Genomic DNA, 20,933 nt, shown 5'->3' with positions numbered 1-20,933 from the left:
CTGTTCCATGCTCAAGGATCTTTCCACCGCCGCGCGCCCCGCGCTTATGCTTACCCTGCTGTTCGCGCTGCTGCTGGGGCTGGCCTATCCGCTCGCGCTGACCGGGATCGCCCAGATCGTGTTCCCCCGGCAGGCCAACGGCAGCCTGATCGAGCGGGATGGCCACGTGATCGGCTCGGCCCTGATCGGCCAGATGTTCACGCAGGACCGCTACTTCCACGGCCGCCCCTCGGCGGCGGGCAAGGGCTACGACGCCATGGCGTCATCAGGCTCCAACTTCGGCCCGACCAGCCGCGCCCTTGCCGACCGCGTGAAGACCGACGTCGCCGCTCTCCGGAAATCCCCAGGTTCCCCTGTTCCTGTCGACCTGGTGACCACTTCCGCCTCGGGGCTTGACCCTCATCTCAGCCCCGAGGCGGCTCTTTTCCAGGCAGAGCGCGTCGCCAAGGCACGCGGACTGGATGTCGCGCGGGTCAAGACGCTGGTGATCGATAATACCGAGCGGCCCTTGCTGGGCTTCCTGGGCGAGCCGCGCGTCAACGTGCTCGCACTCAATCTGGCTCTCGACAGCATGGCGGGCGGCGGCGCACAAGCGCATCCGTGAACGAGCCGCGTCCCGATCCCGAAGCCCTGCTCCGCGCCGCCGCGCGGGAGCGTCGCGGCCGCCTCAAGGTTTTCCTTGGGGCGGCTCCGGGCGTAGGCAAGACTTATGAAATGCTGGGCGAGGGCGCCGCGCGCCGCGATGCCGGCGTGGACGTGGTGGTGGGCGTTGCCGAGACCCACGGGCGCGAGGAGACGGCGGCGAAGCTGCGCGGGCTGGAAACGGTGCCGCGCCACCATGTGACCTATCAGGGCCATGTGCTGGACGAGATGGACATCGACGCCATCCTCGAACGCCGCCCCGCGCTGGTGCTGGTGGACGAACTGGCGCACACCAATGCCCCAGGCAGCCGCCACGACAAGCGCTGGCAGGATGTCGAGGAACTGCTCGATGCCGGGATCGACGTCTGCTCCACGCTCAATATCCAGCATATCGAAAGCCTGAACGACGTCGTTGCCTCCTTCACCAAGGTCCGCGTGCGCGAGACGCTGCCGGACAAAGTGCTGGAAGACGCCGAGATCGAGGTCGTCGATATCCCGCCAGACGAGCTGATCGAGCGGCTGCGGCAGGGCAAGGTCTATGTGCCGGACGAGGCGACCCGCGCGCTCGGCAACTTCTTTTCCAAGTCCAACCTTTCGGCCTTGCGCGAACTGGCATTGCGCTTCGCGGCGCAGGCGGTCGACGCGCAGATGCTCGAATATGTCCGGGCCCATGCGATGGAGGGCAACTGGGCGGCGAGCGACCGGCTTGTCGTCGCGGTGAGCGAGCAGGCGGGATCGCTCGAACTGGTGCGCGCGGCCAAGCGCCTGGCCGATGCCCTGCGCGCCTCGTGGACGGCGGTCCACATCGAAACGCCGCGCGCGGCCACGTTCAGCGACGGCGAGAATACCCGGCTGGCCGATGCGCTCCATCTGGCCACGCAACTGGGCGGACAAGTGGCGACGCTGCCTGCCGAAACCGTGTTCGACGGGCTCAAGAGCTTCACCGTGCAGGCCCGCGCCACGCAATTGATCGTCGGCAAATCGCTGCGCTCGCGCTGGTTCGAACTGCGGCACGGCTCGGTGGTGGACCGGCTGGTGCGCGAGATGCCGGGCCTTGCGATCCAGGTCCTGCCGACGACGCCGATTGCCGACTGGGGCGAGCGCCGACCGGCGGGGCAATGGGGCTCGCTGTCGGGCTATCTCGTCGCGCTTGCGCTGACGGCGGCGGTCACGATGATCGGCACCGGCATCCTGTCCAGCGGCAATATCACCGATCTTGGCCTGCTCTACCTGCTGCCGGTCATGTTCGCGGCGACACGCTATGGCTTGCGGACGGGCATCGCGGCGGGGCTGGCCTCCTCGCTCGGGTACAATTTCTTCTTTCTGCCGCCCACGCATACGCTGACCATCGAGGATCCGCGCAACATCATCACGGTGCTGGTGCTGCTGGCGGTTGCCATCGTCAGCAGCCAGATGGCCGCGCGGGTGCGCGAACAGGCGCTGCTGGCGCAGGCGAGCGCTACGCAGAACAGCGCGCTGGCCGGTTTCGCACGCCAGCTCACCGGGATCAGCACGATCGACGAGCTGGCGCAGGTGGTCTGCGGGGAAGTCGGCGGACTGCTCGACGGCAATACGGTGCTGCTGATGCCGGGGGACGAGGGCCTGTCGCGGCGCTGGAGTTGGCCGAAGGAGCCGCGCCTCGAAACGCTGGACCTTGCCGCCGCGAACTGGGCTTTCGAGAACAATGCCCCGGCCGGGCGCGGGTCGGACACGCTGACCGCGTCGGAATGGCTGTTCCATCCGCTGGCCGCGCGCGGCACGGTCATGGGCGTGTTCGGGCTGGCGCGCAGCGATGCCCGCGCGCCGGTGCGGCCGGACCAGTTGCCGCTGCTGCTCAGCCTGCTCGATCAGGCGGGGCTGGCGCTGGAGCGCATGGCACTGGAAGGACAGATGGTGGAACTGTCGCAGGCGCGCGAGCGGGATCGGCTGCGCCATGCGCTGTTGTCCTCGGTCAGCCACGATCTGCGCACGCCGCTGACCACGATCATGGGCACGCTGGCCGAGATCGAGGCGAGCGAGCCGCGGCAGGCCGCCCCCATCGCCGCCGCGCGGGGCGAGGCGGAGCGGCTGCACCGCTTCGTCACCAACCTGCTGGACATGGCGCGGATCGAAGCGGGCGCGCTCCACGGCAAGATCGAGCCGGTCGACCTTGACGAGGCGGTGGGCGAGGCACTCCACGAATTGCGCGCGCTGCTCGCGGGCCATGCGGTGGAAACGGCGATCGATGCCGATGTGCCGATGGTCCTGGTGGACCCGCACTTGTTCCACCACTGCCTGACCAACCTGATCGAGAATGCCGCCAAGTACGGCGATCCCGACGCGCCGATCGTGGTGAGCGCCGTGCGCCGGGAGACGGGGCTTGTCCTTGCCGTCAGCGATCGCGGCCCGGGTATCCCGGCGGGCGAGGAAGAGCGCATTTTCGAGACGTTCACGCGGATCGAGGGGTCTGACCGCAAGGGCGGCACCGGCCTTGGCCTTGCCATCGTCAAGGGTTTCGCCACGGCCATGGGCCTCACCGTGACCGCCGCCAACCGCGAGGACGGGCATGGCGCCCGCTTCGCGATCCATTTCGACACGTCCCACCTCAGGGAATGGCCCGATTCATGACTCAAAGCATCACCATCCTCGTCGTTGACGACGAGCCCGCCATCCGCCGCCTGTTCCACGCCGGGCTCGCCCGCGCCGGCTATGCCGTGGTGGAAGCCGGCACCGCGCGCGAGGCGCTGAACGCCCTCGATATCGACAAGCCGGAAGTCGTGCTGCTCGACCTTGGCTTGCCCGACCGTGACGGGCTGGAACTGATCCCGCTGATGCGCACGCAGGCGGCGATCATCGTCGTCTCCGCGCGCGAGGCGACCGACCAGAAAGTGGCCGCGCTCGATCTGGGTGCCGACGATTACGTGGCCAAGCCGTTCGACAGCGAGGAAGTGCTCGCCCGCATCCGCACCGCGCTGCGCCACCGCCTGCCGGCGGAAGCCGCCGAGCGCCCGGTGCGGCGCGGCGATGTCGAGATCGACCTTGCCGCGCGGCTGGTGCGCAAGGGCGGGCAGGAAGTGCACCTGACGCCGAAGGAATATGGCTTCCTTGCCGAACTGGCGCGCAACCCGGGGCGGGTGATCACCCACGCGCAATTGCTGCGCGCGGTCTGGGGACCGGGGCACGAGAGCGACGTGGAATACTTGCGCGTCGCCGCGCGCGGTATCCGCCGCAAGGTGGAGGACGATCCCGCCCACCCGGCGCTGCTGCGCAATGAACCGGGCATCGGCTATCGCCTGGTGAGTCAGGACTGACGGCCAAGGCTGCTCCGCCTCCTGACCAACGGCTCAAAATTCAGCCCCCAAACCCCCATCATCCCCGCGCAGGCGGGGATCCCGGTTCTCTTGCGCCCAAGAAAGAAGGAAGCGGGGCCCCCGCCTTCGCGGGGGCGACGAGTGATGGGTGCAGTTTCAGTTCCTCCCCTGCAAGGGGAGGTGGCAGTGCGAAGCACTGACGGAGGGGTGTCCAGCTCTCGGCGTGGCACGCTGCCGAGAGCTGGACACCCCTCCACCACCCTCCCTTCGACAAGCTCAGGATGAGCGGCGCGGCCCCCCTCCCCTTGAGGGGAGGAAGGGAAATCCAAATTTATTTCACCCCGCACCTGCGGATGCCTCCTCGCGGCGACGTCTAGTCCTGATCCACGACGCTCGCAGGGGGTAGTCCCGGCGTCCCCCCGGCGTCTGGGCCGCGTTTCTCCGACAGGATTTGCAAGGGAGTGCGTCGAAGTGCATGAAGTGGCGGCGATGTGCTGGGCCAGAGGCCTGCCGGTCCGGGGCTGGTACTGAGCATGGTTCAGGCGGAGATAGAAATGACGCCCTCGCCGCAGCCGCCGCGTGCCTCCGGGCTCGCGCTCGTACTGGAGGAAAATCGCCGCGCGCTCCTGCAATTTCTGGCGGCCCGCTGCGGGTCCGTCGATGAGGCGCAGGACCTGTTGCAGGACTTGTGGATCAAAGTGGGCGCGCAGGCGACCGGGCCGGTCGCATCCCCGCGCGCTTATCTGTTCCGCATGGCCAACAACCTCGTGCTCGACCGGGTGCGGGGGCAGCAGCGGGCGATGCGCCGCGAACGGGTCTGGCTGGACATCGAGAGCGGCGGCACCGCCACCGCGCCCGAAGACCGCGCCGATCCCGGCGAACCGGCCGACGAGGCGATAGCCCGGCGGCAGGAGGCGGAGATCCTGAGCGGCGCCATTGCCGCTCTGCCGGAAGGCGCGAGCAAGGCGCTGCGGCTCTACCGGTTCGAAGGACTGGGCCAGAGCGAGATCGCGCGAGTCATGGGAATCAGCCGGAGCGGCGTGGAAAAACATCTGGCGCTGGCGATGAAACGTTTGCGTCAGGCACTGGCGGACTGTGGATGTTTCGGCGGTGCGACGTCTTCCTTGTACGGGGCAGAAGTGCGGAGTGAATCGGCGCAAAGGGAACAGGGACAATGAACCGCGACATCGATCCTATCCTGTCCGAACGGGCCTTGCCGGACGATATCCTTTCCGAGGCCGCGCGCTGGCACCTTGCCAGCGAGGATGACGCCATGGACTGGGACGCCTTCACGCTCTGGCTGGAGCACGATCCCCGCCACCGCCGCGCGTTCGACGAAGTGGCGCTGACCGATGCCCTGCTGACCGAGCATCGCCCTGAAATCCGCGCGGCACTGGCTGAACAGGGCGATAGCGATCACGCCGCAAACGATGCGGAGGATGAGGCTGAAGCCCTCGCGACCGGTGGCGGCCGGGCGCCCGTGCGTCCGCTGCTGCACCGGCGCGTCTGGCAATGGGCGGGCATGGCGGTGGCTGCCTCGCTCGCGGCGGCGATTGCGGTGCCGCAGTTCATGGATACCGCCTCCGAAGTCTATGCCACCGAAGGCGCGCCGGAGCGGATCGCGCTGGCCGATGGCTCGACCATTCTGCTGGCGCCGCGCAGCAAGCTCACGGTGGACGGGCGCGGGCAGGACCACATCGGGCTGACCGGCGGCGCGTGGTTCGACATTCGCCACGATCCCGATCGGCAATTGAAGATCACCGCGGGCGATGTCTCGATCAACGATATCGGCACGCGCTTCGATGTGCAGGCGCAGGACGATGCCGTGCGCGTCGCAGTGGTGGAAGGCCAGGTGCAAGTCAGCGCGCAGGCGATGGCAGGGCCAGTGCAAGTGCCGGCGGGCAAGGGTCTGGCGTTCGACAGCCGGGCGGGCACGGCCACGGTTGCCGCAGTCAATACGCAGGATGTCGGGTCGTGGAAAGATGGACGGCTCACGTACGACAATGCTCGGCTGGCACTGGTCGCGAGCGATCTGCATCGCTATGCGGGGATTACGGTAGACGTACCCCCCGCTTTGCGGGACCGACGGTTTTCGGGGACCCTGATTGTCGACAATGGCGATGCGGCGTTGCGCGATCTGGTCCAGCTCATGGGCCTGCGCCTCAGTGGCCACGCTGGCGCTTGGCGTCTGGAGCAGCCCTGAGGCCTGTGCCCGCGAGGCTGCGGGCGCACATATAGACGTTACCGCGACCCGGCTGCCCGATGCCATTGCCGAACTCTCGCGTGAGGCGCATGTCTCGATCGGTACCGATGGTCCGCTGCCTGCGATCCTCACCCGGCCGCTGCACGGCGTCCTGACCGTTGGCGATGCGCTGGCGCGGCTGCTTGCGGGCAGCGGCTATCGGGCGCGGCAAGTGGGCGAGACGGCGTGGCGGATCGAGCATGTGCCTGCACCGCAAGCCCCGGTTGCTTCCGCGCCGCCTCCGGTGGAGCACGTGGCGCCGCCCGAGACTGCATTCGGCCCGCCGATCATCGTTACCGCTACCAAGCAACCGCTCGAACTCTCGGTGCTGCCGGCGGCGGTCTCGGTGGTTTCGGCCTTCGGCATCGGGCACGACGATCCGCGCCGCTCCAGCGCGGCAGTGGCGGGGCAGGTGGACGGGCTGGCGCTTACCGCGCTCGGGCCCGGGCGCAACCGGATGTTCCTGCGCGGCGTGGCGGACAGCGCATTCGGCGGCGAGAGCCAGTCGACCGTCGCGGTGGTGCTGGATGAAGCGCGCCTGACCTATGCCGCACCCGATCCGGACTTGCGGCTGGTCGATATCCAGCGGGTGGAAGTGCTCAAGGGGCCGCAGGGCTCGCTTTACGGCACCGGCGCGCTGGGCGGGATCTACCACATGGTCTCGCACCAGGCCGATCTGGACGAGAGCAGCCTGACGCTGACCGGCGGCGGCAGCATGGCCGCGCATGGCGAGAACGGCTATTCGGGCTCGGCCGTGGCGAATGTGCCGCTCCTGCCGGGAACCGCCGGGTTGCGGCTGGTGGGCTACATGGCGCAGGAGCCGGGCTGGGTCGATACCGGCACGCGCACGAACGGCAATACCACGCAAGTCACCGGCCTGCGCGGGCTGCTGGGGATCGAGCCGGTTTCGGGCTGGCGGATCGACGTGACCGGGCTGGGCCAGTGGATCGCCTCACGCGATAGCCGCTATGTCTATGATGAGCACAGCTATTCCCGCCCCGCCCAGCTTCCCGAGCCGCACGATAACGACCTTACCCATCTGGCCGGGCGCCTGACCGGCAAACTGGGCGATATCGATGTGATGCTCGCCACCGCCATGACCTGGCACGACGTGGGCGATACGCTGGACGCGACGATCGGCGCCGACGATTTCGGCATCGCCGATCCCAAGCTGCTGATCGACAAGCGGGACTATCGCACCTGGGACAGCGAACTGCGCCTGCGCGGGCATTTCGGCGGGATCGGCTGGCTGGCGGGGCTTTCGCACCTCGATGCCCGGCAATCGCTCGATACCACGCTGCAAGGCATGGCCGGGGAGTCGCTGGTGGTGGATGCGGATCATCGCGACAGCCACGATACCGCCGCCTATTTCGATGTGACCGTGCCGCTTCTGAAGCATCTTTCGCTCGATGGCGGGGCGCGGCTGTTCGTCTCCTCGATCCGGGACACGCGCCAGCTCGACAGCGGGAAAGTCGCCGAGGAGCAGGACAAGTCGGGCGTGACGCCCAGCCTCGCGCTGGCGTGGCAGCCCCATGACGGGCGGCTGATCTATGTGCGCTACGGGTCGGCATTCCGGCAGGGCGGGACGATGATCGGGCAGGACGGCACGGTCCAGACGCTCAAGGGCGACGAGCTGTCCTCGGTCGAGGCGGGCTGGCGAGAGACACTGGCGGGCGGCGGGCAACTGGATCTGGGCGGGTGGTATTCGCACTGGGACGATGTCCAGTCCGACGTGCTGGAGGACAATGGCCTCATCACCACCACCACCGCCGGCGATGCCCGCATCCTGGGCGTGGAGGGCAGTCTGGACCTGCCGATCCTGCGCGGATGGCGGGCGCAGGCGGGGGCGAACTACACCGATGCGCGCCTCACCCGCAATGCGCTGGGCTATCGGCTGGAGGACAGCCGCCTGCCGGTGGTGCCCGAATATACCGCGCGGCTGGCGCTGCGGCATGACTTCACGGTGGGCGCGCTCGCCGTCTGGGCGCAGCTGGGCGGGCGCTATGTGGGCCCCGCGCGCATGAGCTTCGACCCCGCGCTCGACCGCGACATGGGCGACTATATCGAGAGCAATTTCGAGCTTCATGTGGCGCACGGGCCATGGCAGGTGGCGCTCACCGCGCAGAACCTGCTGGGCGACAAGGGCAACGTCTTCGCCTTCGGCAATGCCCTGCGCTATCGCACGATGGCGCAATATACGCCGCAAGGGCCGACCACGATCTTCCTCTCCGCGTCATTGACGATGTGACGGGCTCGGGCTCGGGCTCGACGGGAGAGTTCGGTCCGAATCGGAGTGTTTTGCCGGATTGCCTGCCAAACCGCAGATTACCGCGCGGTTGCGGGGTGTGGGAAGCGGGCGGCTCGGGCTTCACCGGCAAAGTCTTTCCCTGCCGATGAAAACACGGCCGTGCGCGGTCCGGGCGGATCGGTTCCGCAATGCGCCTCGCGCGGCGGAAATGCTGCCTTTTCGGCCATCTGTGCACTACGCGACATTGGCGGGCTTGCCTCCAAACTGGAGACAAAAGCGCTGTTCGTTGCCCGCCCGCGAATCTATCTCTTCGAATAATAAGGCGAATTATCTCATCCTGGGGAAGTGAACCGGCTGCCCCGCGTGATGTCATCGCGATCAGCGTGATATTATCGCGATCAGCGTGATATTATCGCGATCAGCCGGGCCTGCCTGACTTTGGGGCGCCAGCGCGCCTCAGCCGCTGCGTTTCGCGCCGCTAGCGGGTCTTCGCCGCCGGCGAGGACCTGTCGCGCTTCATCGAGCCTGCGGGCGCCTTCCAAGCCAACATCGGGATAGCGGCCGAGCGCGAGGCGCTTCTGTTTGCCAAGAAAACTATATTTGAATCGCCACAGCTTCGACCCATTGGGGTGGATCTCCAGGAAGAGACCTCGACCGTCACTGCACTGGTAGGGTTTGGTGTCAGGCTCAAGCTGGCGAATTTGGGTTTCGGTAAGTGCCACGCGCGATTCTCTTCGAGAGGTCGAAGCGCGTAAGGGAGCCGCCCAGGTGGGCCATCCTTGTGAGTCCTCTCATGGAGGTTTTGGTGCCATTTCGTGGCCCCATTTTGCTCAAGATGGCCTGGAACTGCCTGACACACTCTTAGACCGGTGAGGCTCAATAATGGCAGAATTCAGCCATTTTTTCGAGCGTTTGGGACGATCTGAGAGGGAAAGGTGGTGCCGCTTACGTGATGCGTGCCCTGGTCCTCGGGTTCGTCGTGCTCATCCATGGCGATTTCTCGTGAGATTTCAGTGATGGGAGTTCGAGTCCGCTTACGGGAGCCGAATTCGTGGCCGCATGGCGGTGATCTGCGGGTTTAGGTTGATATGGGTCACGTTGCGAGAACGCGGTAGACGCTGGCCCTGCCGATTCCGAGTTTTCGAGCAATCGCGGTGGCGCCCATTCCCTGGTCTCGAAGCTCTTTGATCGTCATGGGGTCGATCGTGGGCGGGCGTCCCTTGTAAACGTCGCCCTTGGCCTTGGCGGCAGCGATGCCACGCGCTTGCCTAGCCCGGATGAAGTGCTTCTCCATCATCCCGATCATGCCAAACAAGGTCAGCAGTACCTCGCCCATGATGTCGCTACCGTCGAACGTGATGGCAGGATCGTGAACTCTGAGAATAGCCTTCTTCTCGATCACGCGCTTGGCAATGGAAAGAAGATCGGCGGTATCGCGGGCAAGTCTGTCAGGGTGGAGGGCTGCGAGCGTGTAGCCTGGTTCGAGCAGGTTGATCGCCATATCGAGTTGAGCACGACCGGTCAGGGTTGAACCGCTGCCGATATCACAGAAGACGACAGTTGCGCCGAGTTCGTGCAATCGAGCCTTCTGGCTTTCGATGTCTTGGCTGTCGGAACTGATCCTCGCATAACCCAACGTCTTCGTCATCAAGTCTCCGTGTCTCGTATGGTTCTTAGGCCATGTACCGGAACTGTCTCGAAATATCAATATAGACCCATACGAGACGGCGATGTTGTCTCGCCGATCGTCTCGTGTGCGGTTACCCTATTGGAGCAAGTTCATCTGCGGCGGGAATGCGGGATTCCGCCGCCCTGACTTGGGTCGCGTGGAGGTATATCCCGTAGACAGCCTTCGAAATGGCGCGTGCTTGGCTGTGCGATTCTTCGGTCTGATATCGTTCGCGCAACCGTCGATCGCGCCAAGGCGCTCACGACGGTTGCGGTCGAGGCGCGCGTCGGCTCCCGCTTCGCTCAGCCGAACACGCACCTCGCACCTTGGAGACGCACCTGACTTCGACGTGATGGGGAGAAGGGCCTACCCCCGAAGGGGGTCATAAGCGGGATTCCTCATATAGATATATGTCTCCCCGCTTATCACCCCCGTCTTCGACGGGACCATGATCCTTCTCGCCTCCTCCCTCCCACGTCAGAGAACGGTGCGTATCCCGTTCCTCAAAGGCCCCGGTCGAGATCGGTCGGACGCTAGTCCGGCAGATCGACGGCCGGGATAGTGATCGGCAGGCCGGGCGAAGGCCGGGCTCCGAGCGCGCACATCATGTCCACCGACATCATCCCGGCACGATCACAGGGAAGGTCCGATGGAAAATGGGCGAGAAGAATCTCAATCACCAGCGAGAGTAGGGATTGATGAGGCGGTTAAAATTCATTTTTCGATCTCTCCCGAGGCGCGCGCGAGAAGGTCACTCACGCCGAAATTCCCTATTGACACGATTTTTGCCGCCCCTCTGGGAAATTGATGAATTTTTTTTGGTTTTTCTGCGCTTTTATCGCAGATTGGCGGAAATCTGCGGTTTTTGGTTCCGTAAAAAATGATTTTTCGCTTGTCTCGTTAATCGAAAGTGGTATACAGGGCATCTTGGGGCATGTTTTTGCCAATGTTGTATTGACGCCCAAACTATCTCCCGCCTATGGTCTGATTGCGCCGCCGATTGACGGCGACTGCCAGCGTAGATGATCGCCAGCAGAACAGCTTTAACAAGGATTGCCTGACGCTCACCCGTCGGGGTGGAGAATGCGTCATGTCAGTCGATACCGACTAACCCCAACCTCACCGCACAATCTCTGACCACTCGCCTGCACTTCAGGCCTCGGGAGACGTGCGTCCTCATCATATCATAGTCATGCTCGGTTTCGAGCGATGGCGAAGCTTTACCAATTTTCTGCGCGGCGCCTGCCTCGTGGAACAAGGATCATATTGCCACAATGAAGAAGATCATCAACGGCCTTACCTACCATACCGAAACCGCAGAATTTATCTGCGAAGCGGGAAATGACCTGCCCTACAGCGACTTCAAACATGAAGATAGCAGGCTCTATCGCACCAAGAATGGCCGCTATTTTCTGTGCGGATGCGGCGGGGCACTGAGCCGCTTTGCCGTTATTTTGGATAGCGGCGGTCAGTGCGGTCGAGATACCGACACCATTGTTGCCCTGGACGAAGAAGAGGCACGGCAGCTTGTCGAACTTCACGGCGATTCCGATGACTATGTCCGCTGTTTCGGCGAGCCGGAGGAAGCGTAATGGGGACCTTTGTATACGGGGAAACCGCAGCCGTTGCTCTCGCCCGCGCCCGTCATGAGCGCCCTGGGAATTCTTACGTCGAGGGGCGCTCCTGTTGGCGTCTCCACGACGCTCCGAAAAACTGGATCAGCAGCTACTGCCGCACTCGCGACAATGGCAAAGAGGCCATTTTTCAGGCAGCAACTCGATATGGTTGCGTTGCCGAGCAGGTTGGGTCGAACATGATGATCTACCAGCAGAGCACTTGGAATCGCGCAATCAAAAAATTTGCTCCGCGTGAAGTCGAGCCCGGCGAACAGTGGGCATGCTATATCATTGATCCGTCACCTGATATCGTTCGAGGCGCCATGCGAATGTCAAAACGCAATGCTGGTGTTGTGATGGCATGGGGTGAAACAATTGCTGCCGTGGCGTTCCGCAAGCCTCCCAACGATAAGGCCCTCCGTGACAAGGCCTTGCCGAGCGCAGGGCGGCGCGTTCGCTACGCCCCCACACATATCCTTGATTGTACTGACGCCCGCACCGGCCTGCGCGAGGATCATCACCAGCAGGTCATGGCTGAAGTGAATGCCGAGCAAAGGGCCGCTGAAATTGCGCGCGCTCGCCTTGCTCAGCGCTACGCCTTCCGCGCCACGGTCGGGCTTGATGATCTTCGGCAGGTTGAATCCGTCGTTTCGAAAATGCCGCGTTCGCATGGCTGGAGCGGCCGCGATCTTTTCCTGAGCGAAAGGGCGGCAGCAATTCTGGCAAAAACGATCCGCGTAGTTCGCCACAAGGAATGCGCGGCCGCATAGCTGTCTTCAAGGGCGCGGTGTCCCGCGCCCACCAGCTTAAATCCACCCTCCCAGCATCGATCCCCCGCAAGGCGCCTTTGGCCAACTTCGGTCCAGAGAGCGCCGCCCCATGCCTGCATGATGGGCACGAACCACAGCCTCTAACACCGGTACATAGCATTGTCCGCCGACCACAGCCCCATTTGGGACCATTACATTCGCCCTCTCGGGACGAAATTTTATAATCTTTTCGCGACCAGTTTACGCGCGTCGAAGCTGCTCAGTGAAGTTATCATGCCATCGTCGTGCTGGGACGGCTCCTACCGATCTGTCTCGAAAAAGGCTAAGACATCACGCACCCACGTGCATGCCGTCCGGTTGCGACGCGAGTTTCAAGACGCTTGGTATCCGTACGCGTATTTCACCAATTCGCTGGAACTGGATAGAGGACGCAATCTTGCGCCGAAGCGGCGCACAATCCTCGGCAAGCACGTTGTCTTCACGTACGAGTACGATCGCGACGAACTGACGTTTTTCCAGGAGCAGCTTGAATGGCTTCTCCCGAAGAAGGCTTGGCAGCAATCTAAAATCGGCAAGCTCTACAACTACTGCTCGGAGCGATGGGCCGATTTCGTCGGGATGACGGTCGTCTGGAGCGGGAGCAAGAGCCTGCACATTCATATCACTTTCGAATGCCAAACCTATCAAGGCCTCCATCCCGTCGTTGGATCGGCCCATGCGGGATTAATGGCCCACTGGGAGATGTTTGCGGAGAAAGTGCAGAAAATCCTGATGCCATCGCTCAATTCCGACGGGCAGCCGATTAAGCCTGACCCCAGTCTGAAAGTGCCTAGCGCCTTTCGTCGTTTGCCCGGCGGAACCCGTGTGTTGGAAAAATGCAATCTGCTGGGTATGCGCGCAGGCATGGAAGTCCCTCAGGTCGTGCTCTGGGAGCGCTTCCGGGGCCGGGCGCATCCCGAAGCATCCGCGCTCTTTTTCCAGCCGACGAGATTCGCGAGGGTCCGTGAGGTTACGCGCCCGCAAGAAGTGGCTGCTAATTCTACATCGTTCGGAAACGTCCTCGAACGAGCGGAGATCGAGTATTGTGAGGACCGCCTTCGCGAAATCTATACCGGCTATCCGCAACTGGTCCGGCTGCGATTTGACGACGCGCAGCGGCTTTGGGTCGCCCAATTTCGCAATTCTGCTGCTGACCGCAATCCGTCGAGCGTAATGTGGGAAACTCACCGCACGATCCAGATCAATGGAAATCCGGCCACTGAAACCGCCCGAAAGTTGGAACATCCTCTCGGCCAAATGATTAGGCTTTGGCTGGTCCGCTTTCAAAAAGAGCAAAGGGCTGAGGCCCTGCCGGTAGCGGCCAATGCCGATGACCTCCATGCACGGCACCCCGGTTCGCAGATGATTTCTGCGATCAATGGTGCGGCCGATATCGACGCGGTGCGCACGGCTCTGGAGGACGGCCTCCCTTCTCTGATTCGCCTGGAGCGGATGACACTGCTGCGCGGGCCCGAGGGCTCTGCGAAGACCAGTTCGATCATGAGGTGTCACCATCAGATCATGCAGGAAATCGATCGTCCGGGGATCGCAATGTACGCCTTCGGCGATTACGCTAATGCCGAAGAGAAATGCAACGCATTCAATTCGCTGTCACACCCCGGCGTGCATGGCGTTGTTTGGAAGAGCTTTTCCCGGACCTACGCCGAAATCTGCAAGGAGCTTGGGCTGGGCGAGATCAGCTATGATGATGCCATCAAGGCTGGAAATCAGTCTCGCTGGTCGATGGTCGAACGTAAACAGCCGGAGGTATTGCAGGCCCTCAAACAACGGCACGCGACGATGTGGGCTGCAATCGGTGACCGCAAACCCATCCTTTTTACGGTCCATGATGTGGCTTATGGTTGGCGAGATCGCGGGCGGACAAGGCGCTTGTGGACGCGCTCGTTTTGGGATGATGCCGCCGACGACGGACAGCAGATATCTGGAACAGACTTGGCTATGCTAGTCCATGACGAGATCAAAATCGGCACCTTTGTCGATGCGATACCGGCTGAAGCCTATGACTGGCTGCAAGCACTGAAGGCGCGAAACCCCGCCATTTGGGACGGCGCTCACTACGCTGTCCAGCGCGAAACCATTGCCGAACATAGTGCCGCTGCGCCGAAACCGACGGCGATCGAGGCTGATGAGCACGAAATCCGCCGCCTCCTGGGTTCGGGAGAGTGGACGCGCGTCACGACCAAAGACACGGAGGAATATGTAACGCGCGCATGCGATGATCCTACAAAGGACGTGTATGCACGCAGTCATGGTCGCGAATGGTATGTGCGAAACCGGAATTGGTGGTCGCACGTGGGGAATCCGATTGCTGAGCGGATCGTCTTTCTCACCACCGAATTGGTGCCTGCTACGGTCGCCAAGCGCGCCATATCTCGGCTCTATGAGGCAGATTTCGAAACGCCGTCCATCACCCGCGACAAGGCCGAAGTGCGACGAAACCGCCATGTTACTGCCGACAAGCTCGGCTTAGTTGCTCAGACTGAATGGGAAGGCCTGGGGAAGTGCGCGCCCGCCGAATGGAGCGTAATCTCCAACAAGAAGGACACATTTGATCCCGAGTGGAAGGTCGAGGTGATGTCGCACGCTGCGGCGCGAGGATCGAACGCGCTGCTGGGTAAGAATATTATTCAAACCTGCACGTTCATGTCGCCTGCCCAGTATGAGCAGGTGCAGGCCATTAATGCCTGGACGGGCCGCGACGATCTGGTGGAGGCGACGCACGTGGATGAAATCAACCAAAGTTGCGGGCGAAACCTCGGCTTTCGCCGGACTGGTCGCGAACGGCACATCCTGCTGATCAATCGAAGGCTGTACTCCACGCTCGAAGCTCGTGGGGCATTCGCGGGGATGCGTTACGATTTCGAATTGCGCCTCGACACGGAGGAAAGGCGGGAAGCGCGCAGAGCATGAATAGATGGGCTCCATCGAATTTGGAGCCCGTCTATCGACACTCTCATTACCCTTGGGGATGGGAATCAAGCTGGCAATGCAACTGCATCATTCCGAGGAGATAAATAGCTGGGCAAACATACCACAGGCACACGACATGCGATTTTCCGAATTTTCTGATCCCATAACTTGGCAAACGTTCAGGCGGCTGGCGGCGCCATCGGCACTCCCAGTGCAGCCGTCGCGAGAAACGTCGGCGGAGAACCGGGCGTGTTGACCCGCGCTTTCATTGTCCCGACAGAGCGACTGGGCACCGTCATCGCATGGATGGAAGCAAGATGCTCGCCATGGCAGGCCTCCACGATTGACGTGCAGAGCCGTGTTGTCGCGATCGAATGCGCCTCGCCCATGGTGGCCGATCAGATTGCGACCAAAGTCATCGATCGGCCCGGTTGGCGCCGGAATGAGGATGTGTGGCTCTTTCTCGAAGTCTTGGAGCCAGGTCTGGACATCGAGGCCGAATGTCAATTCGCGCATGAGATCGTCGGTCACTGCGGCCTTTCCGGCGAATGTGAGGTCGCGGAGTGCCGGGTAGTGGCAGTCGGATTTCCGTCCGAAGTGGGTGCACGTGACTTCCGTACAGACTGGATTTAGAGGTGCAGTAGCGGTGGCGATCTACGTGGGTAGGCGGGCAAAGATGTAACGCGGGTTTCATTTTGCCAGCCTGTAGTGCGCGCCTGCCTCGCCGACCGATGACATCTACGGTTAAAATTCTCTCTCCTTACTGGCACATGCGTCCATTCCGGGCGTGATCCGGACAATTTTCATGCTTCGGTGTCTCTGGGGGCTTCGCATTTCCTATCCGTCGCCCCCATCACCGCTTCGAAATCATTCCGTCCGATCGAAAACGGGCTAGAGTTGCGGGAAGTCGCGGTTAGGTATCAGACCTGCTCTCGCAGATATGTCGCCAACTCTTTAGCGGCCGCTCGGCATTCGCTTCGCATGAAACGAAAATGTGATTGTCGGACAAGATGGGAGGTGACTTGGCGCGGCTTGATCGGCAAACGGCTGGCCGTTGAAAAGGGAAAAGCGTGCTTACCGAACGTCACAAAGAAATCGCGGGCAAAATCTGGGAAATCGCCAACCGTCTGCGCGGTCCCTATCGCCCGCCGCAATACCGGCTGGTGATGCTGCCCATGGTCGTGCTGCGCCGCCTCGATTGGCTGCTGGAGCCGACCAAGGATGCCGTTCTTGCCGAACATGCTCGCTTGCTCGCCGCCAACACCCCGGAAAACGCCATCCCCCGCCTGCTGACCCGCGTGGTGGACAAGGATCGCAAGCAGCCGCTTTACAACACCAGCCCGTTCACCTTCGCCAAGCTGCTGGGTGACAGCGAGAACATCGCCCCCAACCTCGTCTCCTACATCAACGGCTTTTCCGACACCGCCCGCGCCATTTTCGACAAGTTCAAATTCGGCGACCAGATCGAAAAGCTGGATTCGAGCAACCGGCTCTACGCCATCGTTCAGGCCATGGCAGACCCCAAGGTTGACCTGCACCCGGACCGGATCAGCAACCTCGAAATGGGCTACCTGTTCGAGCATCTGGTGATGAAGTTCAACGAGCAGGCGAACGAGGAGGCGGGCGACCACTTCACCCCGCGCGAGGTCATCCGCCTGATGACCCACCTCGTCTACACGGGCGAGGAGGACGTCTACAAACCGGGCATCTACCGCGAGATTTACGATCCCGCCTGCGGCACTGGCGGAATGCTCTCTGTCTCGGAAGAAACCATCCGCGCGCAGAATGAGCGCGCACAGCTTGGCCTCTACGGGCAGGAATACAACGACGAAAGCTGGGCGATCTGCTGTTCGGACATGCTCATCAAGGATGAGGAAACCGATCACATCGTGCTGGGTGACACGCTGGGCGACGGCAAAACGGGCGACGGCTTTCAGGACAAGCAGTTCCACTACATGCTGGCCAACCCGCCATTCGGCGTGGAATGGAAGGACCAGCAGAAGGTCGTCGGCAAGGAAGCGGACGAACTCGGCTTTGGCGGACGGTTCGGCGCTGGCCTGCCCGCGATCAACGATGGCTCGCTGCTGTTCCTCCAGCACATGATTTCCAAGATGCACCCCGGCCCCGATCAAGGTGGCGAGGGATCGAAAATCGCGATCATCTTCAATGGCTCCCCGCTGTTCAGCGGCGATGCCGGGTCCGGCCCGTCCAATATCCGTCGCTGGATCATCGAGAATGACTGGCTCGATGCCATCGTCGCGCTGCCGGACCAGCTTTTCTACAACACTGGCATTTTCACCTACATCTGGCTTGTCACCAACCGGAAGAAGCCGGAACGGCGGGGCAAGGTGCAGTTGATCGACGGCACCCGCTTTTTCCAGAAGATGAAAAAGAGCCTGAACAACAAGCGCAATGAGCTTTCCGACAAGCCCGGCGGCCACATCGACCGACTGACCGAGATTTACGGCAACTTCACCGATGGAGAACGCGAGACGGTGCAGATCGACGGCCAGCCGGAAGCGCGCGTGGTCAGCCGCATTTTCGACAATCGCGAGTTCGGCTTCCTGAAAGTCACTGTTGAACGGCCCCTGCGCCTCAATCTGGAAGCGACGCCGGAACGGATCGCCCGGCTGGACGAACAATCGGCCTTCGTGAACCTCGCCGTTTCGAAGAAGCGCAAGGATGCCAAGGTGGCGGAAGTCGAGGAAGCGGCAGGGCGCGAGGAGCAACAGCGCATCCGTGATATCTGCTCCACGCTGGAAGGGGCGGGCCGCTATATGGATCGGGAGGTATTCGAGGCGGACCTGGACCGTGCCGCCAAGCGGTTTGGCGCCAAGTTGCTTGCCCCCATCAAGAAGGCGATCTTCGCCGCGCTGGGCGAGCGTGATCCCATGGCCGAACGCTGCATCGACCGGATTTGGGAGGACGGCAAGGGCGAGGAAGACCGCATGGCAGGGCGCTTCGCCGATCATGCGAAGCCGGGCCGCGTCATCCGTTACGAAGCAGACAGCGAGTTGCGCGATACCGAGAATATCCCGCTGCCCGCCGGAACCGCGCTGCCCCTGCCGATGAATTTCGGGCCGGACATGCCCAACGACGATCTGGTGGCGGCGATGCGCCCGGCAATTGACGGCTACGTAACCGCCGAAGTGCTGCCCCATGTTTCCGATGCCTGGGTGGACTATTCCAAGACCAAGGTGGGCTATGAAATCCCGATCAACCGGCATTTCTATGTCTACAAGCCACCGCGCCCACTGGACACCATCGAGGCCGACATTGCCGCGCTGGAGGGAGAAATTGCCGGGCTGCTCAAGGGGCTGGTGGCGTGACCACTGCCGTGCTGCCTCAAGGTTGGAGCCGTCGCCGTTTGCGGTTCGATGCACGATTGAACCCGGTCAAATCGGAGCTTCGCCTTGCTGACGATGCCGAAGTTTCATTCGTGCCGATGGACGCCGTTGGCGAGTTGGGCGGTTTACGTCTCGAAGAACAGCGGGCCGTTGATGACGTCTACAATGGATACACTTACTTTTGCGACAACGATGTGGTGATCGCCAAGATCACCCCATGTTTTGAGAATGGCAAAGGTGCGCTGGCCGTCGGACTGACCAACGGCGTTGCCTTTGGCACAACGGAACTCCATGTAGTGCGCCCGAGCGACCGGCTCGACCCACGTTTCCTTTTTTACATCACGATAGCGGAGGATTTGCGCCGCGATGGTGCTGCGGAAATGCTGGGAGCCGGTGGTCAAAAGCGGGTGCCCGAGCGTTTCTTGAAGGATTGGTGCCCTCCGCTCCCACCCCTCGAAACCCAGCAGCGCATTGCCGCCTTTCTGGATGAGAATACGACGCAGATCGACGCGCTGATTGCCCGCAAGCAGGCGCTGCTGGAGCGGCTGGCCGAAAAGCGGCAGGCGATCATCACCCATGCCGTCACCAAGGGCCTGAACACCGCCGCCGCCATGAAAGACAGCGGCATCGACTGGCTCGGCCAAATCCCCGCGCATTGGGAGGTGAAGCGGCTCAAGTTTCTGGTTCGTGACGCAATCGGCCTGCAAATGGGGCCGTTTGGCGGGATGCTGACCGATCTTTCGCCCGAACCCACTGGTTTCAAACTGTATGGGCAAGAAAACACGATCAGCGGCAATTTCGAGCTTGGCCATCGTTGGATCGAGGAAGATCGGTTCCATGATCTTGCCCGTTACCAGTTACGACCCGGCGATTTGGTAATTACCCGCAAAGGTTCGTTGGGCAGTTGCCGCCGTTTCCCAGTGGATGCGCTGCCAGGGGTGGCAGACAGCGACACCATCATCATTCGCTTCGATGAGGGCAAGCTGCAATCCGCGTTGGCCATCATCCTGCTGCATGATGCCGCCTACATTGCAGCACAGATCGAAAGCACCCGTCGGGGCGCAATTCTTGCTGGGTTGAATACGACAGTTGTTGGCGACTTGTGGATCGTCTGCCCCTCTAGCGATGAGCAACGCGCCATTATCGCGTGGTGCGAAGGGTTCATGGCCAAAACCGACAGATTGATCGACGCAGTCACCACCTCGATCACGCAAGCCGTCGAATACCGCTCCGCCCTCATCACGTCTGCCGTCACCGGCCAAATCGAGGGGCTGCGATGAGCCAGCCGGGCCCTGACCCGTTTACCTTGCCAGAATGGCAAGCCATCAGCCGTGAAGCATCGTTGGTCAGCCAGATCATCGGATCAGGTGCAACCGCGCTTGGCAGGGCCAGTTACGGCAATGGTTTTGGCGAATATTACACGGCATTTTTCGGCCTATCGGTGGGCATCGAACGGCTCGCGAAACTCATCCTCATCGCCGATCACGCCATGAGCCATGCCGGAACGCTGCCCGATCAAGCAGTGGTCAGGAAGTTTGGCCATAAGCTGCCGGACTTGATCGCCAAGGCGGATCAGATTGCAACAAGGCAGGCCCTGAAACTGCAATATGCCAAGCCGACCGATCTCATCTGCTGGGCAGCGGTCGATTGCCTGAGTGCTTTTGCCGACGCGTCCAAGGGGCGTTACGCCAATTTTGAAGCCATTGGGAATCCGGCCTTCAATGTGAAGAATGAACCGGTAAATAGCTGGTGGGTCAATGTCGTCGAACCGATATTGGATAAGCACTACCGGGGAAAATCTGGCGAAGCTGGGGTGAAGCACCGCGCAGCCGTCGCCAAGAAACTCACGGGCCAGTTTTTCAGCGTCCTGATGATTGACGAGCAAGGCGGGGTGATGACCGACCTTGAAATCGCGAGTGAGCGAGCCGGTCAAACCAAATGGGCGCAGAAATACGGTCGCTTCTACACGCTTTCAGTCGTGCGGTGGCTGGCCTGCATTTATTACGAGCTTAGCCATTTGGGGACGTATCAGCACGGAATTGATGCCCTGTTCGGTCATTCGGAACTATTTGACATCTATCGGTTGCCGAATGAATTTCTGCTGACGCGCAAGCGGTGGCCCCTTTAGTGAGCGAGTGA

15 protein-coding genes are annotated in these 20,933 nt (G+C 62.2%); 12 read left to right on the top strand and 3 right to left on the bottom strand.

Annotated elements, in window-relative coordinates; genetic code table 11:
- Nucleotides 1–7 precede the first annotated feature (7 nt).
- The 6 genes from kdpC to AC1VVM_RS02600 all read left to right on the top strand — a co-directional run bounded on the left by kdpC (nt 8) and on the right by AC1VVM_RS02600 (nt 8,422).
- Nucleotides 8–604, top strand: coding sequence for a potassium-transporting ATPase subunit KdpC (gene kdpC / locus AC1VVM_RS02625; RefSeq protein WP_482955794.1), 597 nt, complete (start codon nt 8–10; stop codon nt 602–604).
- Entirely contained in the window at nt 601–3,249 is a 2,649-nt protein-coding gene (locus tag AC1VVM_RS02620; RefSeq protein ID WP_482955793.1) for a DUF4118 domain-containing protein, read from the top strand. The genes kdpC and AC1VVM_RS02620 overlap by 4 nt, the downstream gene beginning before the upstream one ends.
- On the top strand, nt 3,246–3,932 hold the full coding sequence (locus AC1VVM_RS02615; RefSeq protein ID WP_132389950.1) for a response regulator: 687 nt from the start codon (nt 3,246–3,248) through the stop codon (nt 3,930–3,932). Before AC1VVM_RS02620 ends, AC1VVM_RS02615 begins: the two co-directional genes overlap by 4 nt.
- A 554-nt stretch (nt 3,933–4,486) precedes the next feature.
- Complete coding sequence (locus tag AC1VVM_RS02610) at nt 4,487–5,110, top strand: RNA polymerase sigma factor (RefSeq protein WP_482955792.1); 624 nt, start codon at nt 4,487–4,489, stop codon at nt 5,108–5,110.
- A complete protein-coding gene (locus AC1VVM_RS02605) occupies nt 5,107–6,135 on the top strand; it encodes a FecR family protein (RefSeq protein WP_482955791.1) in 1,029 nt (342 codons plus the stop codon). The genes AC1VVM_RS02610 and AC1VVM_RS02605 overlap by 4 nt, the downstream gene beginning before the upstream one ends.
- Nucleotides 6,047–8,422 carry a TonB-dependent receptor gene (locus tag AC1VVM_RS02600; RefSeq protein ID WP_482955790.1) on the top strand — a complete coding sequence of 792 codons (2,376 nt, stop codon included), beginning with the start codon at nt 6,047–6,049 and terminating at the stop codon, nt 8,420–8,422. The genes AC1VVM_RS02605 and AC1VVM_RS02600 overlap by 89 nt, the downstream gene beginning before the upstream one ends.
- Nucleotides 8,423–8,820: 398 nt before the next feature.
- Here the strand turns inward: AC1VVM_RS02600 and AC1VVM_RS02595 are convergent, their stop codons facing one another.
- Together AC1VVM_RS02595 and AC1VVM_RS02590 are read right to left on the bottom strand one after the other, a co-directional pair.
- Nucleotides 8,821–9,144: an Arm DNA-binding domain-containing protein gene (locus AC1VVM_RS02595; RefSeq protein ID WP_482955789.1), complete on the bottom strand. Its 324-nt coding sequence runs from the start codon at nt 9,142–9,144 to the stop codon at nt 8,821–8,823.
- A 371-nt stretch (nt 9,145–9,515) separates the two neighbouring features.
- On the bottom strand, nt 9,516–10,070 hold the full coding sequence (locus AC1VVM_RS02590; protein WP_482955778.1) for a recombinase family protein: 555 nt from the start codon (nt 10,068–10,070) through the stop codon (nt 9,516–9,518).
- 1,295 nt (nt 10,071–11,365) lie between these two features.
- On the opposite strand from AC1VVM_RS02590, the gene AC1VVM_RS02585 reads away from it, so the two are divergent.
- From AC1VVM_RS02585 to AC1VVM_RS02575, 3 genes are all read left to right on the top strand, one after another.
- Complete coding sequence (locus tag AC1VVM_RS02585; protein ID WP_482955788.1) at nt 11,366–11,683, top strand: hypothetical protein; 318 nt, start codon at nt 11,366–11,368, stop codon at nt 11,681–11,683.
- Between the two features lie 221 nt (nt 11,684–11,904).
- Nucleotides 11,905–12,477 (top strand): hypothetical protein, encoded by a 573-nt coding sequence (locus tag AC1VVM_RS02580; RefSeq protein ID WP_482955787.1) that lies wholly within the window; start codon nt 11,905–11,907, stop codon nt 12,475–12,477.
- A 159-nt stretch (nt 12,478–12,636) separates the two neighbouring features.
- Nucleotides 12,637–15,447 (top strand): hypothetical protein, encoded by a 2,811-nt coding sequence (locus AC1VVM_RS02575; protein ID WP_482955786.1) that lies wholly within the window; start codon nt 12,637–12,639, stop codon nt 15,445–15,447.
- Nucleotides 15,448–15,534: 87 nt separating this feature from the next.
- On the opposite strand, the gene AC1VVM_RS02570 is transcribed toward AC1VVM_RS02575, so the two are convergent.
- Nucleotides 15,535–15,978 carry a hypothetical protein gene (locus tag AC1VVM_RS02570; RefSeq protein WP_482955785.1) on the bottom strand — a complete coding sequence of 148 codons (444 nt, stop codon included), beginning with the start codon at nt 15,976–15,978 and terminating at the stop codon, nt 15,535–15,537.
- Nucleotides 15,979–16,517: 539 nt separating this feature from the next.
- Between AC1VVM_RS02570 and AC1VVM_RS02565 the strand changes: the two genes are divergently transcribed.
- The 3 genes from AC1VVM_RS02565 to AC1VVM_RS02555 are packed head-to-tail and all read left to right on the top strand — an operon-like array spanning nt 16,518 to nt 20,922.
- Entirely contained in the window at nt 16,518–18,776 is a 2,259-nt protein-coding gene (locus AC1VVM_RS02565; protein WP_482955784.1) for a type I restriction-modification system subunit M, read from the top strand.
- Nucleotides 18,773–20,074: a restriction endonuclease subunit S gene (locus AC1VVM_RS02560; RefSeq protein ID WP_482955783.1), complete on the top strand. Its 1,302-nt coding sequence runs from the start codon at nt 18,773–18,775 to the stop codon at nt 20,072–20,074. The genes AC1VVM_RS02565 and AC1VVM_RS02560 overlap by 4 nt, the downstream gene beginning before the upstream one ends.
- The gene (locus AC1VVM_RS02555) at nt 20,071–20,922 is read left to right on the top strand and encodes a hypothetical protein (RefSeq protein WP_482955782.1); all 852 of its coding nucleotides are present in this window, start codon (nt 20,071–20,073) and stop codon (nt 20,920–20,922) included. Before AC1VVM_RS02560 ends, AC1VVM_RS02555 begins: the two co-directional genes overlap by 4 nt.
- The last annotated feature ends 11 nt before the right edge of the window (nt 20,923–20,933 follow it).

The sequence above is a fragment of the Novosphingobium sp. BL-S-33 genome (assembly GCF_056857025.1).
Note: the sequence above shows the minus strand (reverse complement) of the source record. Positions and strands in the feature narration are given on the sequence as shown.